Source organism: Cohnella thermotolerans DSM 17683 (assembly GCF_000429825.1).
Lineage (GTDB): Bacteria > Bacillota > Bacilli > Paenibacillales > Paenibacillaceae > Cohnella > Cohnella thermotolerans.
Genome location: NZ_AUCP01000046.1, coordinates 15907 through 30820, shown reverse-complemented (window position 1 = coordinate 30820; position 14914 = coordinate 15907). Strand labels below are relative to the sequence as shown.

13 protein-coding genes and 2 riboswitches are annotated in these 14914 nt (G+C 60.2%); of the genes, 4 read left to right on the top strand and 9 right to left on the bottom strand.

Translation table 11 applies throughout. The features are described 5' to 3' along the window. Window positions 1–146 precede the first annotated feature (146 nt). Window positions 147–1067: a LysR family transcriptional regulator gene (locus G485_RS25770; RefSeq protein ID WP_035155479.1), complete on the top strand. Its 921-nt coding sequence runs from the start codon at window positions 147–149 to the stop codon at window positions 1065–1067. Between the two features lie 118 nt (window positions 1068–1185). Next, window positions 1186–1356, top strand: a riboswitch (cyclic di-AMP (ydaO/yuaA leader). Window positions 1357–1362: 6 nt separating this feature from the next. Beyond that, window positions 1363–2034, top strand: a complete 672-nt coding sequence (locus G485_RS0109470) for a 3D domain-containing protein (protein WP_027092371.1) — start codon at window positions 1363–1365, stop codon at window positions 2032–2034. A gap of 56 nt (window positions 2035–2090) precedes the next feature. On the opposite strand, the gene G485_RS0109465 is transcribed toward G485_RS0109470, so the two are convergent. From G485_RS0109465 to G485_RS0109445, 5 genes are all read right to left on the bottom strand, one after another. Beyond that, window positions 2091–2951 carry a polysaccharide deacetylase family protein gene (locus G485_RS0109465; RefSeq protein ID WP_035155477.1) on the bottom strand — a complete coding sequence of 287 codons (861 nt, stop codon included), beginning with the start codon at window positions 2949–2951 and terminating at the stop codon, window positions 2091–2093. Between the two features lie 66 nt (window positions 2952–3017). Next, window positions 3018–4259 carry a cation:proton antiporter gene (locus tag G485_RS0109460; protein ID WP_027092369.1) on the bottom strand — a complete coding sequence of 414 codons (1242 nt, stop codon included), beginning with the start codon at window positions 4257–4259 and terminating at the stop codon, window positions 3018–3020. Between the two features lie 33 nt (window positions 4260–4292). Continuing rightward, a complete protein-coding gene (locus G485_RS0109455) occupies window positions 4293–4955 on the bottom strand; it encodes a potassium channel family protein (RefSeq protein ID WP_027092368.1) in 663 nt (220 codons plus the stop codon). Window positions 4956–4969: 14 nt separating this feature from the next. Next, window positions 4970–6310: a TrkH family potassium uptake protein gene (locus G485_RS0109450; RefSeq protein ID WP_027092367.1), complete on the bottom strand. Its 1341-nt coding sequence runs from the start codon at window positions 6308–6310 to the stop codon at window positions 4970–4972. Window positions 6311–6325: 15 nt separating this feature from the next. Beyond that, on the bottom strand, window positions 6326–7669 hold the full coding sequence (locus tag G485_RS0109445; RefSeq protein WP_027092366.1) for a TrkH family potassium uptake protein: 1344 nt from the start codon (window positions 7667–7669) through the stop codon (window positions 6326–6328). Between the two features lie 95 nt (window positions 7670–7764). After that, window positions 7765–7935, bottom strand: a riboswitch (cyclic di-AMP (ydaO/yuaA leader). Between the two features lie 308 nt (window positions 7936–8243). Here G485_RS0109445 and G485_RS0109440 point away from each other — a divergent pair. Next, complete coding sequence (locus tag G485_RS0109440; RefSeq protein ID WP_027092365.1) at window positions 8244–9860, top strand: CPBP family glutamic-type intramembrane protease; 1617 nt, start codon at window positions 8244–8246, stop codon at window positions 9858–9860. Window positions 9861–10310: 450 nt separating this feature from the next. Here the strand turns inward: G485_RS0109440 and uvrC are convergent, their stop codons facing one another. Beyond that, window positions 10311–12368 (bottom strand): excinuclease ABC subunit UvrC, encoded by a 2058-nt coding sequence (gene uvrC / locus G485_RS0109435; RefSeq protein ID WP_027092364.1) that lies wholly within the window; start codon window positions 12366–12368, stop codon window positions 10311–10313. 212 nt (window positions 12369–12580) lie between these two features. Between uvrC and G485_RS29820 the strand changes: the two genes are divergently transcribed. Then, window positions 12581–12730, top strand: coding sequence for a YqzM family protein (locus G485_RS29820; RefSeq protein ID WP_156922228.1), 150 nt, complete (start codon window positions 12581–12583; stop codon window positions 12728–12730). A 158-nt stretch (window positions 12731–12888) separates the two neighbouring features. On the opposite strand, the gene G485_RS0109425 is transcribed toward G485_RS29820, so the two are convergent. The 3 genes from G485_RS0109425 to cysT form a co-directional block, all read right to left on the bottom strand. Then, window positions 12889–13095 (bottom strand): YezD family protein, encoded by a 207-nt coding sequence (locus G485_RS0109425; RefSeq protein WP_027092363.1) that lies wholly within the window; start codon window positions 13093–13095, stop codon window positions 12889–12891. A gap of 69 nt (window positions 13096–13164) precedes the next feature. Then, window positions 13165–14040 carry a sulfate ABC transporter permease subunit CysW gene (cysW, locus tag G485_RS0109420; RefSeq protein WP_027092362.1) on the bottom strand — a complete coding sequence of 292 codons (876 nt, stop codon included), beginning with the start codon at window positions 14038–14040 and terminating at the stop codon, window positions 13165–13167. A gap of 12 nt (window positions 14041–14052) precedes the next feature. Then, entirely contained in the window at window positions 14053–14889 is an 837-nt protein-coding gene (cysT, locus tag G485_RS0109415; protein ID WP_027092361.1) for a sulfate ABC transporter permease subunit CysT, read from the bottom strand. Window positions 14890–14914 lie beyond the last annotated feature (25 nt).

Here is a 14914-nt window from a genome sequence, read left to right as displayed (position 1 = left end):
GTTCGGTTGACGGTTCGACGCCGCGCCTTGCCAACCGTCACCATTTCGTCACGCTTTCTAGGTTACTCTATTTTCGCTTATAATGGAACTGCTTATTTTTTATTAAAACTTATAACGAAAACGTATATGTGTAAGGAGGTTTTCAATTGCTGGAGGATATGAGGCTTTTCGCGACGGTCGTCGAGCAGACGAGCCTGAATCGCGCGGCGGAACGGCTGAACGTCACCCAGCCCGCTCTGTCCCGAAGAATCGCGCGCTTGGAAAGGGAAGTCGGCGTCGAGCTGTTCCGGCGCATCGGCAAAAGATTGGAGCTGACGGCGGCCGGACAGCTGACCTATGAATTCGCGCTGGAGCTGCGGCGGTTCCACGGCGAATACCTGCAGCGGCTCAACGCGTTCAAATCGGAGGAAGCGACCGTTGCGACGATCGGGGCCAGCCTGACGACGCTTCAGACGACGCTGCCGGGACTGATTACGGCAATGACGGAGAAGCATCCGAATCTCGAGATCAAGGCGGTCACCGGCAAGTCGCACGAGATCGCCACCCTCGTCAAGGAGCGCAAGGTCGATTTCGGCATCGTCGCCTCCGCCGTGGAAGACGATCCGGCGATTACGAGCATTCCGCTGTTCGACGACAGCCTCATGCTCGTGCTTCCGCGAACGCACTATATATTAGAAAGATCTCATCTGGAGATGGCCGATCTGAACGGCCTTCCGATGATTCTGTTCGCTCCGGGAACGTGGTACCGCACGATGACCGACGAACTGTTCCGCCAGTACGGCCTCAAGCCGGACGTCCGGATGGAGATCGACTCGTTCGAGGCGATCGTCCGGCTGCTGTCCGCCTGCAGGGCGGGAACGCTGCTGCCCAAATCGTATTTGCGCCCGCAGCTGCTCGAAGACAACGAGCTTTACGTCGTCCGGATCAAGGAGCTGGAGCTGGCCAAGCGGACCACTTCGCTCATTCACGGCAACCCCGGCTGGCTGCCCGCCTCGACGCATTACTTGATCGAAGAGACGATCGCCTTTTTCGCGCGAAGCGCGCACGAGCCGAGAGATTCCGGTTAATGGCGGGACGCCTCCCTCCGCGGCGGGAACGGCGAATTGGCTATACTTTCCGGTTCCCTCCGGGCAAAAAGCTGTGGTATCCTCTCAGAGAGCCTGCTGTCCTTCCAATTGGGCGGCAGTGACCAAAATGCCAAAACCGAACAGGTGCGGGGGACCGGATAGCCCGCGCGCAACGAACCGGCAACGGTTCGGGCGCGCTTGGGGTGAATCGCGTCCGCAAGGATCGCGTAGGGCTGAACTCCCAGCCCGAACCCGACAACTAACCTCGCCGGCAAACAGAGGAGGAACTGAATCGATGAAGCCTAACCGCAAACTTGCAACTCGCGCGATCGCGCTCGCCCTCGGAGGAGCCCTTGCGCTGCCCGCCATGAGCGCCTTTGCGGCCACTTCTTACACGGCCACCGACAACGACACGTTCTGGTCGCTCTCGAAGAAGTTCGGCGTACCCCTGAAGCAACTGATGCAAGCCAATCCCAAGATCGACCCTCTCAACATCTATCAAGGCTTGAAGCTGACCATTCCGGCGAAGGCTGCCGCGAAGGCGAAATCTTCCGCGCAAGCCTCGACCGCGTCCTCGGCGGCCAAGCTGCAAGCCAAAGCCGTTACCGCCAAATCGGTGATGACCGCGGACGGCCTGGCGCTCTCCTACTCTAAGGTTGTCGACATGAAAGCGACCGCTTATTCCTCTTCCGCCGAAGAGAACGGCCCCTGGGGCGCCGTTGATTATTTCGGCAATCCGCTGAAGCTCGGCACGATCGCGGTCGACCCTGACGTCATTCCGCTCGGAACCAAAGTGTATATTACCGGATACAGCTTCGACGGCCTCCCGGAAGGCGGCATGATCGCGACGGCTACGGACGCCGGCAGCGCCATTCAAGGGCATCGGATCGACATCTTCGTTCCCGGCTCCCGCGATAAGGTCGCGAAATTCGGCTTCCAGCAAGTGAAGCTTTACGTACTGAAATAAGAGAAGTCGGCCCCCCCGGAGCGGGAGCCGGCCGACCGATGGCTGACGCGGAGGCGTCAGCCGTTTTTTTGCTCCGGAATGCCGAGAAGTTCGGGCAGCGTTACCGGCTCGTAACCGTGGCTGCGGAGCCATCGGACGATCTTCGGGATCGCGTCCACCGTGCCGAACAGATTCTGTCCCGTGCCTCCTCCCGCATGGAGCAGGATGATCGAGCCGGGCCGGACCGAACGCGTCACGTTCATAAAGACGCGCTGCGCGCTCAGCTGCCTCCAGTCGGAGGAGTCGACGTCCCAATTGACGACGGTATACCCGTTCGCCCGCGCCCAATCGAGCTGAGAGGGCGTAATCTCTCCGTAAGGCGGCCGAACGAGCCGCGGAGCGAAGCCGACCGTGCCTTTGATGGCGGCCTCCGACCTTTCGATCTGGCGCTTCACTTCGTCCAGCGGCAGCTTCGAGAAGTCAGGATGGTTGAACGAATGGTTCCCGATGGCGTGACCTTCCTTCTGAATCCGCTTCACGAGCTCGGGATGCTTCAACGCGCGGCTGCCCACGACGAAAAACGTCGCGTGAATTTTCTCCCGCTTCAGCGTGGCCAGCACAAGCGGCGTATAGCGCGGATCCGGCACGTCGTCGAACGTCAGGGCGACTTTGCGCGTCCTTCTCGGAGCCGAGAGCACGAACGCGCCGCGGTAGCGCCGCTGCATCTCCGACCAGTCGGCCCCGCCGGGGCGCTTGCCGCCCGCCGCTTTCGCTCCCAGCGAAGCTTGCGCGGTCCATGCGGCTTCGGCCGCTTCGCTCGCCTCGGTCCCCTTCTCCGCCAACGCCAAGCCCGGAGCCGCTGCCGCAAACAGCAAAAAGAAGGCGCAGCCCCACGCGGCGACGCGCCGCCCCCAATGACAGAATGGTCGTTTCATCATTTCTCTCCACTCCCTGTTGACCAACCGGTGCTCGTCTTTATCGTGAGCGAAAGGGAGGGATCTCATTCAAGAAACGTCGTTATTTTCCTCGAGTCCGAGCTTGCGAACCCACCATGCCGTCGTTCCCGCCTGAACGACGATGGTGAAGACGATGGCCATGAACACGACGGAAGACAGCTGGTTCGCTCCCTGGATACCACGGGCGACGATCATGCCCGACAGGGCGGCCGGAATAACGCCCGTCTCCCGCACCCAGAACATGAACAGAAGCTCCCGCCACGACCAGCGGGCCCGGACGTCCGGCAGCGCGGAAGCGAGAACGGCGAGCGGGCGGGCGACGAATACCAAGGCGGCCACAACTGCGATCGCCGGCCAGAAATAGTCGCCCAGAAGCTTGAAATTCACCTGGCTGCCCAACAGCACGAAGATGAGCATGCGCATCATGACCGTCGCGTTGTCGGCCACGTGCCCCATCTCCGCCTGCTTCTCTTCGCTCATCGGGAGGCGGAAGCCGGCGGAGTTGCCCCAGACGATGCCGGCGGTGAACGTCGCCATCAGCCCGCTAACATGCAGCATCTCGCCCAGCAAATAAGCGCCCAGCGCGACCGCAATCATGGCGATCGCCGTGTAGTCGCCGAACACGCCCCAGCGCTCGTGGGCGACGAGCCAGACGACGATAAGCGCAAAGACGAGGCCGATGGCCAACCCTCCGAGCGCCGTCACGACGAAGTCGCCGGACAAGGCGCCGACGGTGAGCGGCTTGCCTTCGGTGAGCACGGCAAGAAGAGCCAGCGTCAGAATCGAGCCCGTTGCATCGTTGAACGCCGACTCGCTCTCAACCGTCTCGCGAAGGCGATCCTTCACCCGGACTTGCCGGAACACCGGAATGATCGTCGCCGGGTCGGTCGACGAGATGACCGCTCCGATCAGCAGCGATGTCGTCCAATCGAGCCCGAACGCCAGATGGGCCACGGCCCCCGCCACGCCCATCGTCACCAGCACGCCGACCACGCTGAGCAGGCCGACCGTCAGCGCGACCTTTTTCAAGCCGTGCAGCTGAATGCCCTTGCCGCCGTCGAACAGAATAAGCGCGGAGCCGACGGCCAAAATCAATTGGTTGGCGATCGATCCGCTATCAGCCGATATCCAGTGCAAGCCCGTTCCGAGCAGCATGCCCGCCGCGATGAACAGGACGACGTCCGGCAGCTTGAGCCGGCTCGCAAGCCGGCCCGACACGATCCCCGCCGCGAGTACGAGCAGCAGCATGATCAGCCATTCATGCACCGTGTGCAGCGTCTGTTCCTGCATAAAATGGTCCTCCTAACCTCCGCCGGAAGACGTCTATCGCCGGATCGATTCCTGGAATTGCTCGATCTGTTCGTTCGTTCCGATGACGACCATGACGTCCTTCTCGGTCAGCACGTCGTCCGCCGTAGGCGCGATAACGATTCCTTTGGTCTTGTTGATGGCAACGACGCTGCAGCCGAACCTTCCCCGCGGATTGACGGCCGCCAGCGATTTCCCGTTCAGGCAAGCCGGAACCGTCATTTCCGCAATCGTATATCTCTTGGACAGCTCGATATAATCGAGCAGGTTCGGAGAGACGAGCTGGTGGGCGACGCGAATGCCCATATCCCGTTCGGGATAAATGACCCGGTCGACGCCGATCCGCTCCAGCACGCGCCCGTGAAGCTCGGTGACCGCCTTGGCCACGACCTTCTTGACGCCGAGCTCCTTGAGCAGAATCGCCGCGAGAATGCTCGCCTGGATGTCGTCGCCGATCGCCACGACGCCGCAGTCGAAATTGCGCGCTCCGACCGAACGGAGCACCTCCTCGTCCGTGGCGTCCGCGACGACCGCATGGGTCAGCACTTCGCTCAGCTCCTGAACCTTCTCTTCGTCCCGGTCGACGCCGAGCACCTCGCATCCCAGCTCCACGAGCTCGCGGCCGATGCTGGAACCGAATCTCCCCAGTCCGATAATGACAAATTGTGTCGCCCTCATCCGTTTCTCTTCCCCTACCCGATTATGATTTTGCCTTCCGCATGCCTGTACAACACCCGTCCCGGCTTCGGACCGAGCGCATAGCCGAGCGTCAGAGGACCCAGACGGCCGATGAACATCATGAGGATGATGATGATTTTGCCCGTAAGCGTCAGTTGCGTCGTCAGCCCCATCGTCAAGCCGACGGTGCCGAACGCCGAAGTCACCTCGAACAAAATTTGCAGAAAATGATGGTCTTCCGTCGTCGACAGAATCATCGTCGCGATCATGACAAGCGTGAGCGACAACAGGGTTACGGTGAGCGCCTTGTAAACCCGTTCCTGGGCCAGACGGTGCCGGAACAGCACGACGTCCTCCTTGCCCCGGATCATGGCGAACACCGCCCCCAGCAGCGCCGTGAACGTCGTCGTCTTGATCCCGCCGCCCGTCGAGCCCGGAGAAGCCCCGATGAACATCAACACGACGATGAAAAACTGGGTCGCCTGCCGCAAGGAAGCCATATCGAGCGTATTCACGCCCGCCGTACGCGGGGAGACGGACTGCGTGAACGCGGCCAGCACCTTCTCGCCCAACCCGAGCGGACCCATCGTTCCCGGATTCGTATATTCGAACGCGAAGATGACGACGGCGCCGAACAGAATCAGGAAGCCGGTCATGCTCAGCACGACCTTGGAATGAAGCGACAGCCGCCGGGTGCGCCGGTAATCGGTCAAGTCGGACAGCACGACGAAGCCGAGCCCGCCCAAGATGATGAGCAGCATCGTGACGATATTGACGAGCGGGTCGCCGACGTAATCGGTCAGGCTGCGGAAGTTGCCCATAATGTCGAACCCGGCGTTATTGAAGAAGGAGACCGCGTGAAAAATGCCGTAATAGACGGCGCGGCCCGGACTCATATCGAACAGAAAGCGCAAGGTGAACAGCAAGGCTCCGGCAGCTTCGATCGTCAGCGCATAGAAGGCGACGCGCCGCACGAGCCGGACGATGCCCTCGATGCTCGATTGATTGAGCGCTTCCTGCAGAATCAGCCGTTCTTTAAGCGAAATGCGCCGCTTCAGGAAGAAGGCGAACAAGGTGGCCATCGTCATAAAGCCGAGCCCGCCGATTTGAATCAATGCAAGAATGACGATCTGCCCGAACGTGGAATAATGGGTACCGGTATCGACCGTTACAAGCCCCGTCACGCAGGTGGCCGAGGTCGCGGTGAACAAGGCGTCGATCCACCTCGTCGGCTCTCCCGTTGCGGAGGCAACCGGCAACCGGAGCAGTTGCGCTCCGAGCAAAATGATGACCGCAAACCCGAGCACCAGAATGCGCGGCGGCGATTCGTACAGCCATTTCAACACTTTTCCCATCCCGATCGCACCTCGCTACCCGATAATAATTTTGCCTTCCGCATGGCGATAAAGGGTTCTCTTCGACTTCGATCCGACAGCGTAAAACAGCGTGAGCGGACCGAGGCGGCCGATGAACATCATGACGATGACGATGATTTTGCCCGCGTCCGACAAATTCGGCGTCAAGCCCGTCGACAGGCCGACCGTGGCGAATGCGGACGTCGCTTCGAACAAAATCGGCATGAACATATGATTCTCCGTTATGGAGAGAATCATCGTCGCCGCCATGACGAGCGCGAACGAGAAGATCGTAATCGTAATGGCTTTGTACACCCGCTCCGGGTCCAGGCGGTTCCGGAACAGCACGACGTCTTGCCGGCCCCGGAGGACGGTGAGCACCGCCATAATCAGCACGGCGAACGTCGTCGTCTTGATGCCTCCCCCTGTCGAACCCGGGGAAGCGCCGACAAACATGAGACATACCATCAGAAATTGCGTCGCCTGACGGGTCGAAGCGATGTCGATCGTGCTGACCCCCGCCGATCTCGTGGAGGCGGAATGAAGCAGGGCGGCGATGACCTTGTCCCCGAAGCCGAGCGGTCCAAGCGTATTTTCGTTCGTGTATTCGAATACAAAGATAAGGAGCGCTCCTCCGAGGAACAGCCCGGCCGTGGCGGTCAGTACAACCTTCGAATGCAGCGACAGCCGCTTGCGGAGCGGATATTCCGCTAAATCCGCCAGCACGACGAAGCCGACGCCGCCGAGAATAATGAGCGCGATGGACAGAATATTGACGAACGGGTCGGATACGTAATTGGCCATGCTGCGATAATCGCCGAACAAATCGAAGCCCGCGTTATTAAAAATCGATACGCCGTGAAAAATACCGAAGTACAGCGCTTTGCCGACGCTCATGTCCGGAAGGAAACGCAGCGTGAACAGCAGCGCTCCCGCCGCTTCGATCGTGAGCGCATACGCGATCACTTTGCGGACGAGCCGGACGATGCCTTCCAGGTTCGCCTGATTGAGCGATTCCTGCAGAATGAGTCGTTCCTTCAGAGATACTCTTCTTCTTAGGAAAAGGGCGAACAATGTGCCCATCGTCATGAAACCGAGGCCGCCGACCTGCACGAGGGCCAGGATGACCCAATGGCCGAACGTCGTAAAGAACGTGCCCGTATCCACGACGACCAGCCCCGTGACGCAGGTGGCCGAAGCCGAGGTAAAGAGGGCGTCCAGCCAGCCGATCTCCTGTCCCGGCCGGACGGATAAGGGAAGCATAAGCAGAACGGTGCCGGCGGCGATGATCAGGGCGAACCCTACCGATAGCGCCCGCGCCGGGGATGCGCTGAACCATGTTTTCACTTTGTTGTACAATCGGTTCACCTCAAACGGCGGCGTTGCCGCTTCGCCGGTAATCCATCGCGAGCGCAAAACAAAAAGCACTGGAACTCCAGTGCTTTCGGCGCACGAGTCCTGTTCCGAACAGCCTACGAGGTTAGCTGACGGGTTCGGGCCAGAACAGGCTGCCCTATCCGCGGACGGTACGTCCTGACGGAATTCACCCCGGAACCGCGTGCGTAACGACGCACACGAACTAATGGTTCCCCCGTTTTCTTGCAGAAATTCGGCTGGAGAGTATGATGAGAGTAGGTCTTGCAAACAGTCACATCGCATTATAGTCCGTGCATGAAGAAGGAACAAGCTTTAAATTAGCGCAATTAAGGACCGGTGCCCCGTATTCGAGCATGATAAAGCAATAAACAGGGATCGTTACGGGGTTTATTCGGCTTTCTCTCATTCCTGCGCCCGTTTTAATAGATAAATCGAGCTTAACCGCAGCAATTTGAAGCGGGATGCCCCTTGTATGCGTTTACTTGAAGGTCCCTGACGAACGGAGTGGTGAAGTTTGTTTTCTTTAAGGTGGCTCGTTTTTTCTTGCCTCGGATTTTTGGTCTTCGTCTGGGCGCAGGTGTTCCCCTCGCTGGAGACGCTCGTCGCCACGCCCGACGACCATCGGGTGATGGATCGCGCAATCGCCCGCGATCGGGCCCTGGCGTTCGCCGAAAATCGGCTGGGCGTCTCCCCGGCGGACGTCGCCAAGGTCGATCTGACGCACTTTAGCGATAGCGACGCGGTCGGCTATTTCTCCAAGTACAAGCTGAAGGACGAGTACGATCAGAGCTGGGACGAACGCTTCCCGACCGACGTTTACCGGGCGGATATTCGGCTTGCCTCCGGAGGGTGGGTACAGGTGTCGCTTCAAATGGAGACGGGCAAGCTCGTCGCCTGGAAGCGAATCGGCGGCGCTGCGGCCGGCGCGTCTTCGAATCCGGAAAGGGACGCAGCCGGCATGTTGGCGCAATGGGGCTACGACCTGGCCGATTGGGAGCCCGTGGGAACGGTCGCCACGGATAGGGCGACCGTCTTTCAGTCGCGCAAGGCGCCCATAGGCGAAGCGAAGCTGCAGCTGCTCGTCAAGCCGGGGGAAGAACTCGGCTACCGGATCGTCCTGCCGGCATCGTTCTTGGAATCTATCCATGCCCAGGAACGGCTCGCGACCCGCTTGTCCATGCTCGGCTACATCGTGCCGGAGATCGTCCTGTTCGTGCTAGCCGTCGTTTACGCGGCCTCCTACGGCAGCTTCACGTCGTTCAAGCGGGGACGCCTGCTTGCGGCGCTTTACTTCGTCCTTTACGTTCTTTTCACCTTGAATATGACGGCCGGCTTACGTTCCAAATCCGAGACGGGCTTGCCCGTCAGCGGCCAAAGCGTTCAATCGCTGATCGTCGTGAACGCCGTCATTCTGGGAGCCACAGCGCTGCTCTCCTACTTCGCCGCCGTCGGCGGAGACGGCTTGTGGCGTTCGATGGGCTTCTCGCTCTGGCCGCGCTGGAGGGAAGCCGACTACGGCCGCCGCGTTCTCCGGAGCGTGCGCCAAGGATATGCGCTGGCGTTCATTGTGCTCGGAGCCCAATCGGTCATTCTCATTGCGCTTGAGAAGCTGCTCGGTTCGTTCACCTCATCCGACGCGTCGCAATCGTCCTACAATTTGGCCTATCCCTGGTTGATGCCGCTCATCGCCTGGTGCGCCGGTATTTCGGAGGAGCTGCTGTACCGCTTGTTCGGCATCGCGCTGTTCCGGCGCTGGCTGACCGGGGCGGCCCGCCTGCTGCTGCGCCGGGAGCCCTCGCGCCGCACAACCGCCGCATTGACGTTCGCCGCGATGATCCCGCCATCCGTCATTTGGGCTTTCGGCCACGTCGGCTATCCGATCTATCCGGTTTATAGCCGGTTGATCGAGCTGACGCTGCTCGGCCTGCTGTTCGGCTGGTTCATGCTCCGCTTCGGACTGATGGCCGCCATCTTCACGCACGTAACGCTCGACGCGACGCTGGTCGGCACCCAGCTTCTGTTCGACGGCCTGCCTTACGACTGGCTCAGCGGCCTGTTCAGCATCGCCATGCCCGCACTCGCCGGCGGCGCCATCTGGCTTCTCCACCGAAGCTCCCGCGCCGCAGGCGGCCGGCACGGCAGCCCCGACCGTTTGGAGCCGCCTCCCGCATAAAGCAAACCAGTAGAAGCCGCTGGCTCCCAGCGCAAAGGACTGCGGCTTCCAGGTTAGGCTTTTTCCTCGCTTCCAATCCGCCTCCCGTACCCTTAGCCACCTCTCCAGCTCATTTTGAGGCTCATCCCCGCTCCTCAGCCGCTGGATTTTCGTCCCTCGCTTTGCGGCTCATCTTATACTCATAGCCCCCGCATCCCCAAAACGCCAGAAGTTTCGAACAAGGTTGAAAAAAGTATCCTTTCGCGGCGTTCGTTTGATTTACCGGAACGAGCACAACTGAGCAACTGGGATATGGCTCAAAATGTGGTGAAAAGGGTTGGTGGGGGCGGTGGCGGCGGGCGCTGGTGTGTTGAGCGGCTAATGTATAGGGTGTTCAAGGCTGTGAAAGAAAAGGGCATGCGAATGGCCGCGATGCCGTCGTGAATGCGTCGGCATCGCGGCCAAGCCGCTTCAATCTTGCTGTTCCCCTTCCGCTCCGACAGGCTTCGAATCCTTGTTGTCTTCGTTGAGCGCGCTCAGGATGCGCCGGGCGAGCGCTTCGCCGATCGAGACGGCGCGGAAGTCCTCGACCTTCGCTTCTTTAATCGCCTTCAGCGAGCCGAAGTGCTTCAGCAACTGCTTCCGGCGCTTCTCCCCGATGCCGGGAATGGCATCCAGCCGCGAAGCGACCATCGACTTCGCGCGCTTCTCGCGATGGAACGTAATGGCGAAGCGGTGCACTTCGTCCTGGATGCGCTGCAGCAAATAGAACTCTTGGCTGTCACGGGGGAGCGGAACGACCTCGGGCGGATCGCCGACGAGCAGTTGGGACGTCCGGTGCTTGGCGTCTTTCGCGAGGCCGCAGACGGGAATGTCCAACCCCAGCTCGTTAACAAGCACGTCGATCGCCGAGGCGATCTGCCCTTTGCCGCCGTCCACCACGATGAGATCGGGCAGCGGCAAATTTTCCTTCAGCACGCGCTCGTAACGCCGGCGGATGACTTCGCGCATCGTCTCGTAGTCGTCCGGCCCCTGCACGGTGCGGACGTTGTATTTGCGGTACTCCTTGCGGTCCGGCTTGCCGTCGGTGAAGACGACCATCGCCGACACCGGGTTCGCGCCCTGCATGTTCGAGTTGTCGAACGCTTCGATGCGCCGCGCCGCAGGAATGCCGATCCATTCGGCCAGCTTCTCGGCCGCGCGGACGCTGCGGTCCTGATCCCGCTCGATGAGCCGGAACTTCTCTTCGAGCGCCCGCTTGGCATTCTCGCAAGCCATCGCCACCATCTGGCGCTTCGAGCCCCGCTTCGGCACCGTCGCCTTGACGCGCAGCCAGCGCCGCAGCGAGTCGCCGAAGGCGGCCGCTTCGCTGCCCACCTCTTCGGAGAAAGCCTCTTCCTCCTCCTCGTCGGCTGCCGCCGACAACGCCTGCTCGACAACCGCCTCCGGGGTTGCCGCCGCAGCATCCGCCGCCGCTCCTTGCTTCGCCGCCTTGCCCCCTAGGGCGGCGGCCTCGGCGGCAAGCGCCGCGCTTCGCGCTTCCTCGGCCGGCGCGTCGGGCAGCAAAATTTCGCGCGGAAGCGCCGGATTGTCGCTGTAATACTGCGTCACGAACGTCAAAAAATCCTCGTACGGCTCCCCGTAGAAAGGAAAAGTCGACACATGCCGCTGGATCATTTTCCCTTGGCGCATATAGAGAATCTGCACGCACATCCAGCCTTTGTCGAAGGCGTAGCCGAACACGTCGCGGTCCATCGCGTCCATCGTCGTAATCGACTGCTTCTCCATCAGCGCTTCGATCGCCTGAATTTGGTCGCGATACTCCCGCGCCCGCTCGAAGGCGAGCTCCTCCGCCGCCTCTTCCATTTTGCGCTGAAGCTCCCGCTTGATGTCGCCGTGGCCGCCGTTAAGAAACCGGGCGATCTCCGAGACCATGCGTTCGTTCTCCGCTTCCGGCACCGGAAACTCGCACGGCGCGAGGCACTGGCCGAGGTGATAATAAAGGCAAACCTTGTCCGGCAGCGTTCGGCACTTGCGCAGCGGATACAGCCGGTCAAGCAGCTTCTTCGTCTGCTGGGCGGCGAACGCATTCGGATAAGGGCCGAAATATTTGCCCTTATCCTTCAGCACCCGTCTTGTCACCTCGAGACGGGGATGGGCTTCGTTCGTGATTTTCAAATACGGGAACGATTTGTCGTCCTTGAGCAGCACGTTGTAGCGAGGATGGTGCTGCTGGATCAGGTTGCACTCGAGAATGAGCGCTTCCACATTGCTTGCCGTAACGATATATTCAAAATCGCGGATCTCCGAGACGAGACGCTGGGTTTTGCCGTTGTGGCTGCCGTTGAAGTAGGAGCGAACCCGGTTTTTGAGCACCTTCGCCTTCCCTACGTAAATAATCGTTCCTTCGCCGTTCTTCATCAGGTAACAACCCGGCTGGTCCGGCAAAAGCGCCAGCTTGTTGCGAATGTTCTCCGACGCCTCCGAGGCATGGACGGATGTATGATGAACAGGCCGCGACGCATCCATTCGGGACGCCTCCTTCTGCCGAGATTGGCGGCTTCCGCAGCCGCGATATTCCCATTGTATCACAGCGAAGAAGCGAATGGATGTTCCTCTCCAGGGAAAATCGCGCGATTCCTAAAAGTTCCTCAACTTCGTAAACTTGTCGTCCGCCCACCTTTACAACGAAAAGCGAAGTTGGGTATACTAGGAATATCGATCGTCTCAGGAGGTCTACCATGGAGAACGTCATTCAAGATCCCCGCAAGCATATTAACGAAGAACCGCGCGACGATTTGCACGATTTGGTGGTCGGCTTCGGCGGCATGTCCGCCTTCATGTTCATCGTGTTCCTGATCGCGGTCATCGTGAAGTACGTGATTTCCTGAACCGACAGCAGGATCGTTAATCCGACCGTTTCGCAAGAAAACGTCCCGTACCCTAGCGCGGCTGCGCGAAGGCCGGGACGTTTTGTTTATTGCCGCGGAAAAGACAAGCAGCCCGAAACCGCCTGAGCGGCTCGGACTGCCCGTTACTCTCCGTCTGCCTACTTCCTTGACGCCTCGCCGGAGGTATGATCGCGATTCGCGGCCCGGCGCTCCGCCACCTCGTCAAACCGTCTGCGCTCCGTCCTTTCGATTTGTACGATTCTCCCGTCATGCACGACGATCTGCACCGTTCCGTACTGCAGTCCGGTTACCGCGTCGGCAATCCGGTCGATCCAGCTCTCATTCAACTCCAGCGGCTTCGCCATTCCTCTCATTCCTCCCTCTGTTCGATTGTGCCCGACGGCGACGGATTGATATGCCCGCAGATACGACGATCAGTGCCCGCGCTTGCTGCTTGCGAGCTTGCCTTCGATCAGCCCTTTGATCACCAGCGTGATGATCGCCAGCAGCATAAGCAACGAGGCGACGGCGAACGAAGCGGTGTACTGATACTCGTTATACAAAATTTCAATATGCAGCGGCAGCGTATTGGTCTCACCCCGGATATGGCCGGAGACGACCGACACGGCGCCGAATTCCCCCATGGCCCTTGCGTTGCAGAGGATGATGCCGTACAGCAATCCCCACTTGATGTTCGGCAGGGTAACCTTCCAGAACGTTCTCCATCCCTTCGCGCCCAGGCTGACGGCCGCTTCCTCGTCCTGGACGCCCTGCGCCTCCATAAGCGGCAGCAGCTCCCGGGCGACGAAGGGAAATGTGACGAACATGGTGGCGAGCACGATGCCCGGAATCGCGAACACGATTTTGACGTCGTGGCCGATCAGCCAGGGACCGAAGAAGCCCTGCGCTCCGAACAGCAAAATATAGACGAGACCGGAGATGACCGGAGACACCGAGAACGGCAAATCAATGAACGTAATCAGCAAATTTTTGCCGCGAAATTTGAACTTCGTAATGCCCCAAGCGGCGGCGACGCCGAAAATCGTGTTAAGCGGAACGGCGATCGCCGCGGTGAGCAGCGTGAGGCGCAACGCCGCCAGCGCGTCGGGATCCCGAATCGCGTCCATGTAGGCGGACCAGCCTTTGCGGAACGCTTCAGACAGAACCGTAATCATCGGCAGAACGATAACCACTCCGATGAACAGCAAGGCGATGGCGATCAGCAGATAGCGCACCGGCCTCGCTTCGGTCAAATGCTTGGGACGCGCTTCGGACGAGAGGGACGCAACAGTCGTAACGGCTCCTGCCATCGTTCTCCCTCCCTAGGCCGAGCGCAGGCGGCGGTTGGTCCACCGTTGCAGCGTATTGATGAGAAGAAGCAGCGCGAACGAAATGATTAACAGCACGAGAGCGATGGCGGTCGCTTGGCTGTACTCGTACTGCTCCAGCTTCGTAATGATAAGCAGCGGCGTAATCTCCGTCTTGAGCGGCATGTTGCCGGAGATGAACACGACCGAGCCGTATTCGCCGATCCCCCTGGCGAAAGCGAGCGCGAAGCCGGTAATAAGCGGCGGTACGAGCTCCGGCAGCAGCACCTTGCGGAACGTTCTCCAGCGGTATGCGCCTAGCAGGGCGGCGGATTCCTCCATCTCGGCCTCCAACTCCTGCAGAACCGGCTGAACCGTGCGTACGACGAACGGCACGCCGATGAAGATGAGGGCGACCGTAATGCCTAGCGGCGTATAGGACACCTTGATGCCTAGCGGGTCGAGCAGCCGGCCGATCCAACCGTTCGGCGCGTAAATCGACGTGAGCGCGATCCCCGCCACCGCCGTCGGCAGGGCGAACGGGATGTCGACGAGCCCGTCGATGATCTTTTTCCCCGGAAAACGATACCTTACGAGCACCCAGGCGACGACGAGCCCGAAGACGACGTTGACCAGCGCGGCGAACAGCGCCGTCAGCAAGCTGACCCGATAGGATGCGAGCACCCGTTGGCTCGTTACCGTCTCCCAGAACTGCGGGAAGGTGAGGCCGGCCGTTTTGACGACCAGCCCTGCCAGCGGAATGAGCACAATCAAGCTTAAATACAGGATCGTGAAACCGATCGAAAAACGGAAGCCCGGCAGCGCACTTTTGCGTATGCGGTTCGATGCCATGTCTCGACCATCCTTTTTCTCTTCC

Excerpts from the sequence above, each read along its gene's own strand:
- G485_RS0109470 (WP_027092371.1), top strand. The coding sequence starts at position 1,363 with ATGAAGCCTAACCGCAAACTTGCAACTCGCGCGATCGCGCTCGCCCTC.
- G485_RS0109465 (WP_035155477.1), bottom strand. The coding sequence starts at position 2,951 with ATGATGAAACGACCATTCTGTCATTGGGGGCGGCGCGTCGCCGCGTGG.
- G485_RS0109460 (WP_027092369.1), bottom strand. The coding sequence starts at position 4,259 with ATGCAGGAACAGACGCTGCACACGGTGCATGAATGGCTGATCATGCTG.
- G485_RS0109455 (WP_027092368.1), bottom strand. The coding sequence starts at position 4,955 with ATGAGGGCGACACAATTTGTCATTATCGGACTGGGGAGATTCGGTTCC.
- G485_RS0109450 (WP_027092367.1), bottom strand. The coding sequence starts at position 6,310 with ATGGGAAAAGTGTTGAAATGGCTGTACGAATCGCCGCCGCGCATTCTG.
- uvrC (WP_027092364.1), bottom strand. The coding sequence starts at position 12,368 with ATGGATGCGTCGCGGCCTGTTCATCATACATCCGTCCATGCCTCGGAG.
- G485_RS29820 (WP_156922228.1), top strand. The coding sequence starts at position 12,581 with ATGGAGAACGTCATTCAAGATCCCCGCAAGCATATTAACGAAGAACCG.
- G485_RS0109425 (WP_027092363.1), bottom strand. The coding sequence starts at position 13,095 with ATGGCGAAGCCGCTGGAGTTGAATGAGAGCTGGATCGACCGGATTGCC.
- cysW (WP_027092362.1), bottom strand. The coding sequence starts at position 14,040 with ATGGCAGGAGCCGTTACGACTGTTGCGTCCCTCTCGTCCGAAGCGCGT.
- cysT (WP_027092361.1), bottom strand. The coding sequence starts at position 14,889 with ATGGCATCGAACCGCATACGCAAAAGTGCGCTGCCGGGCTTCCGTTTT.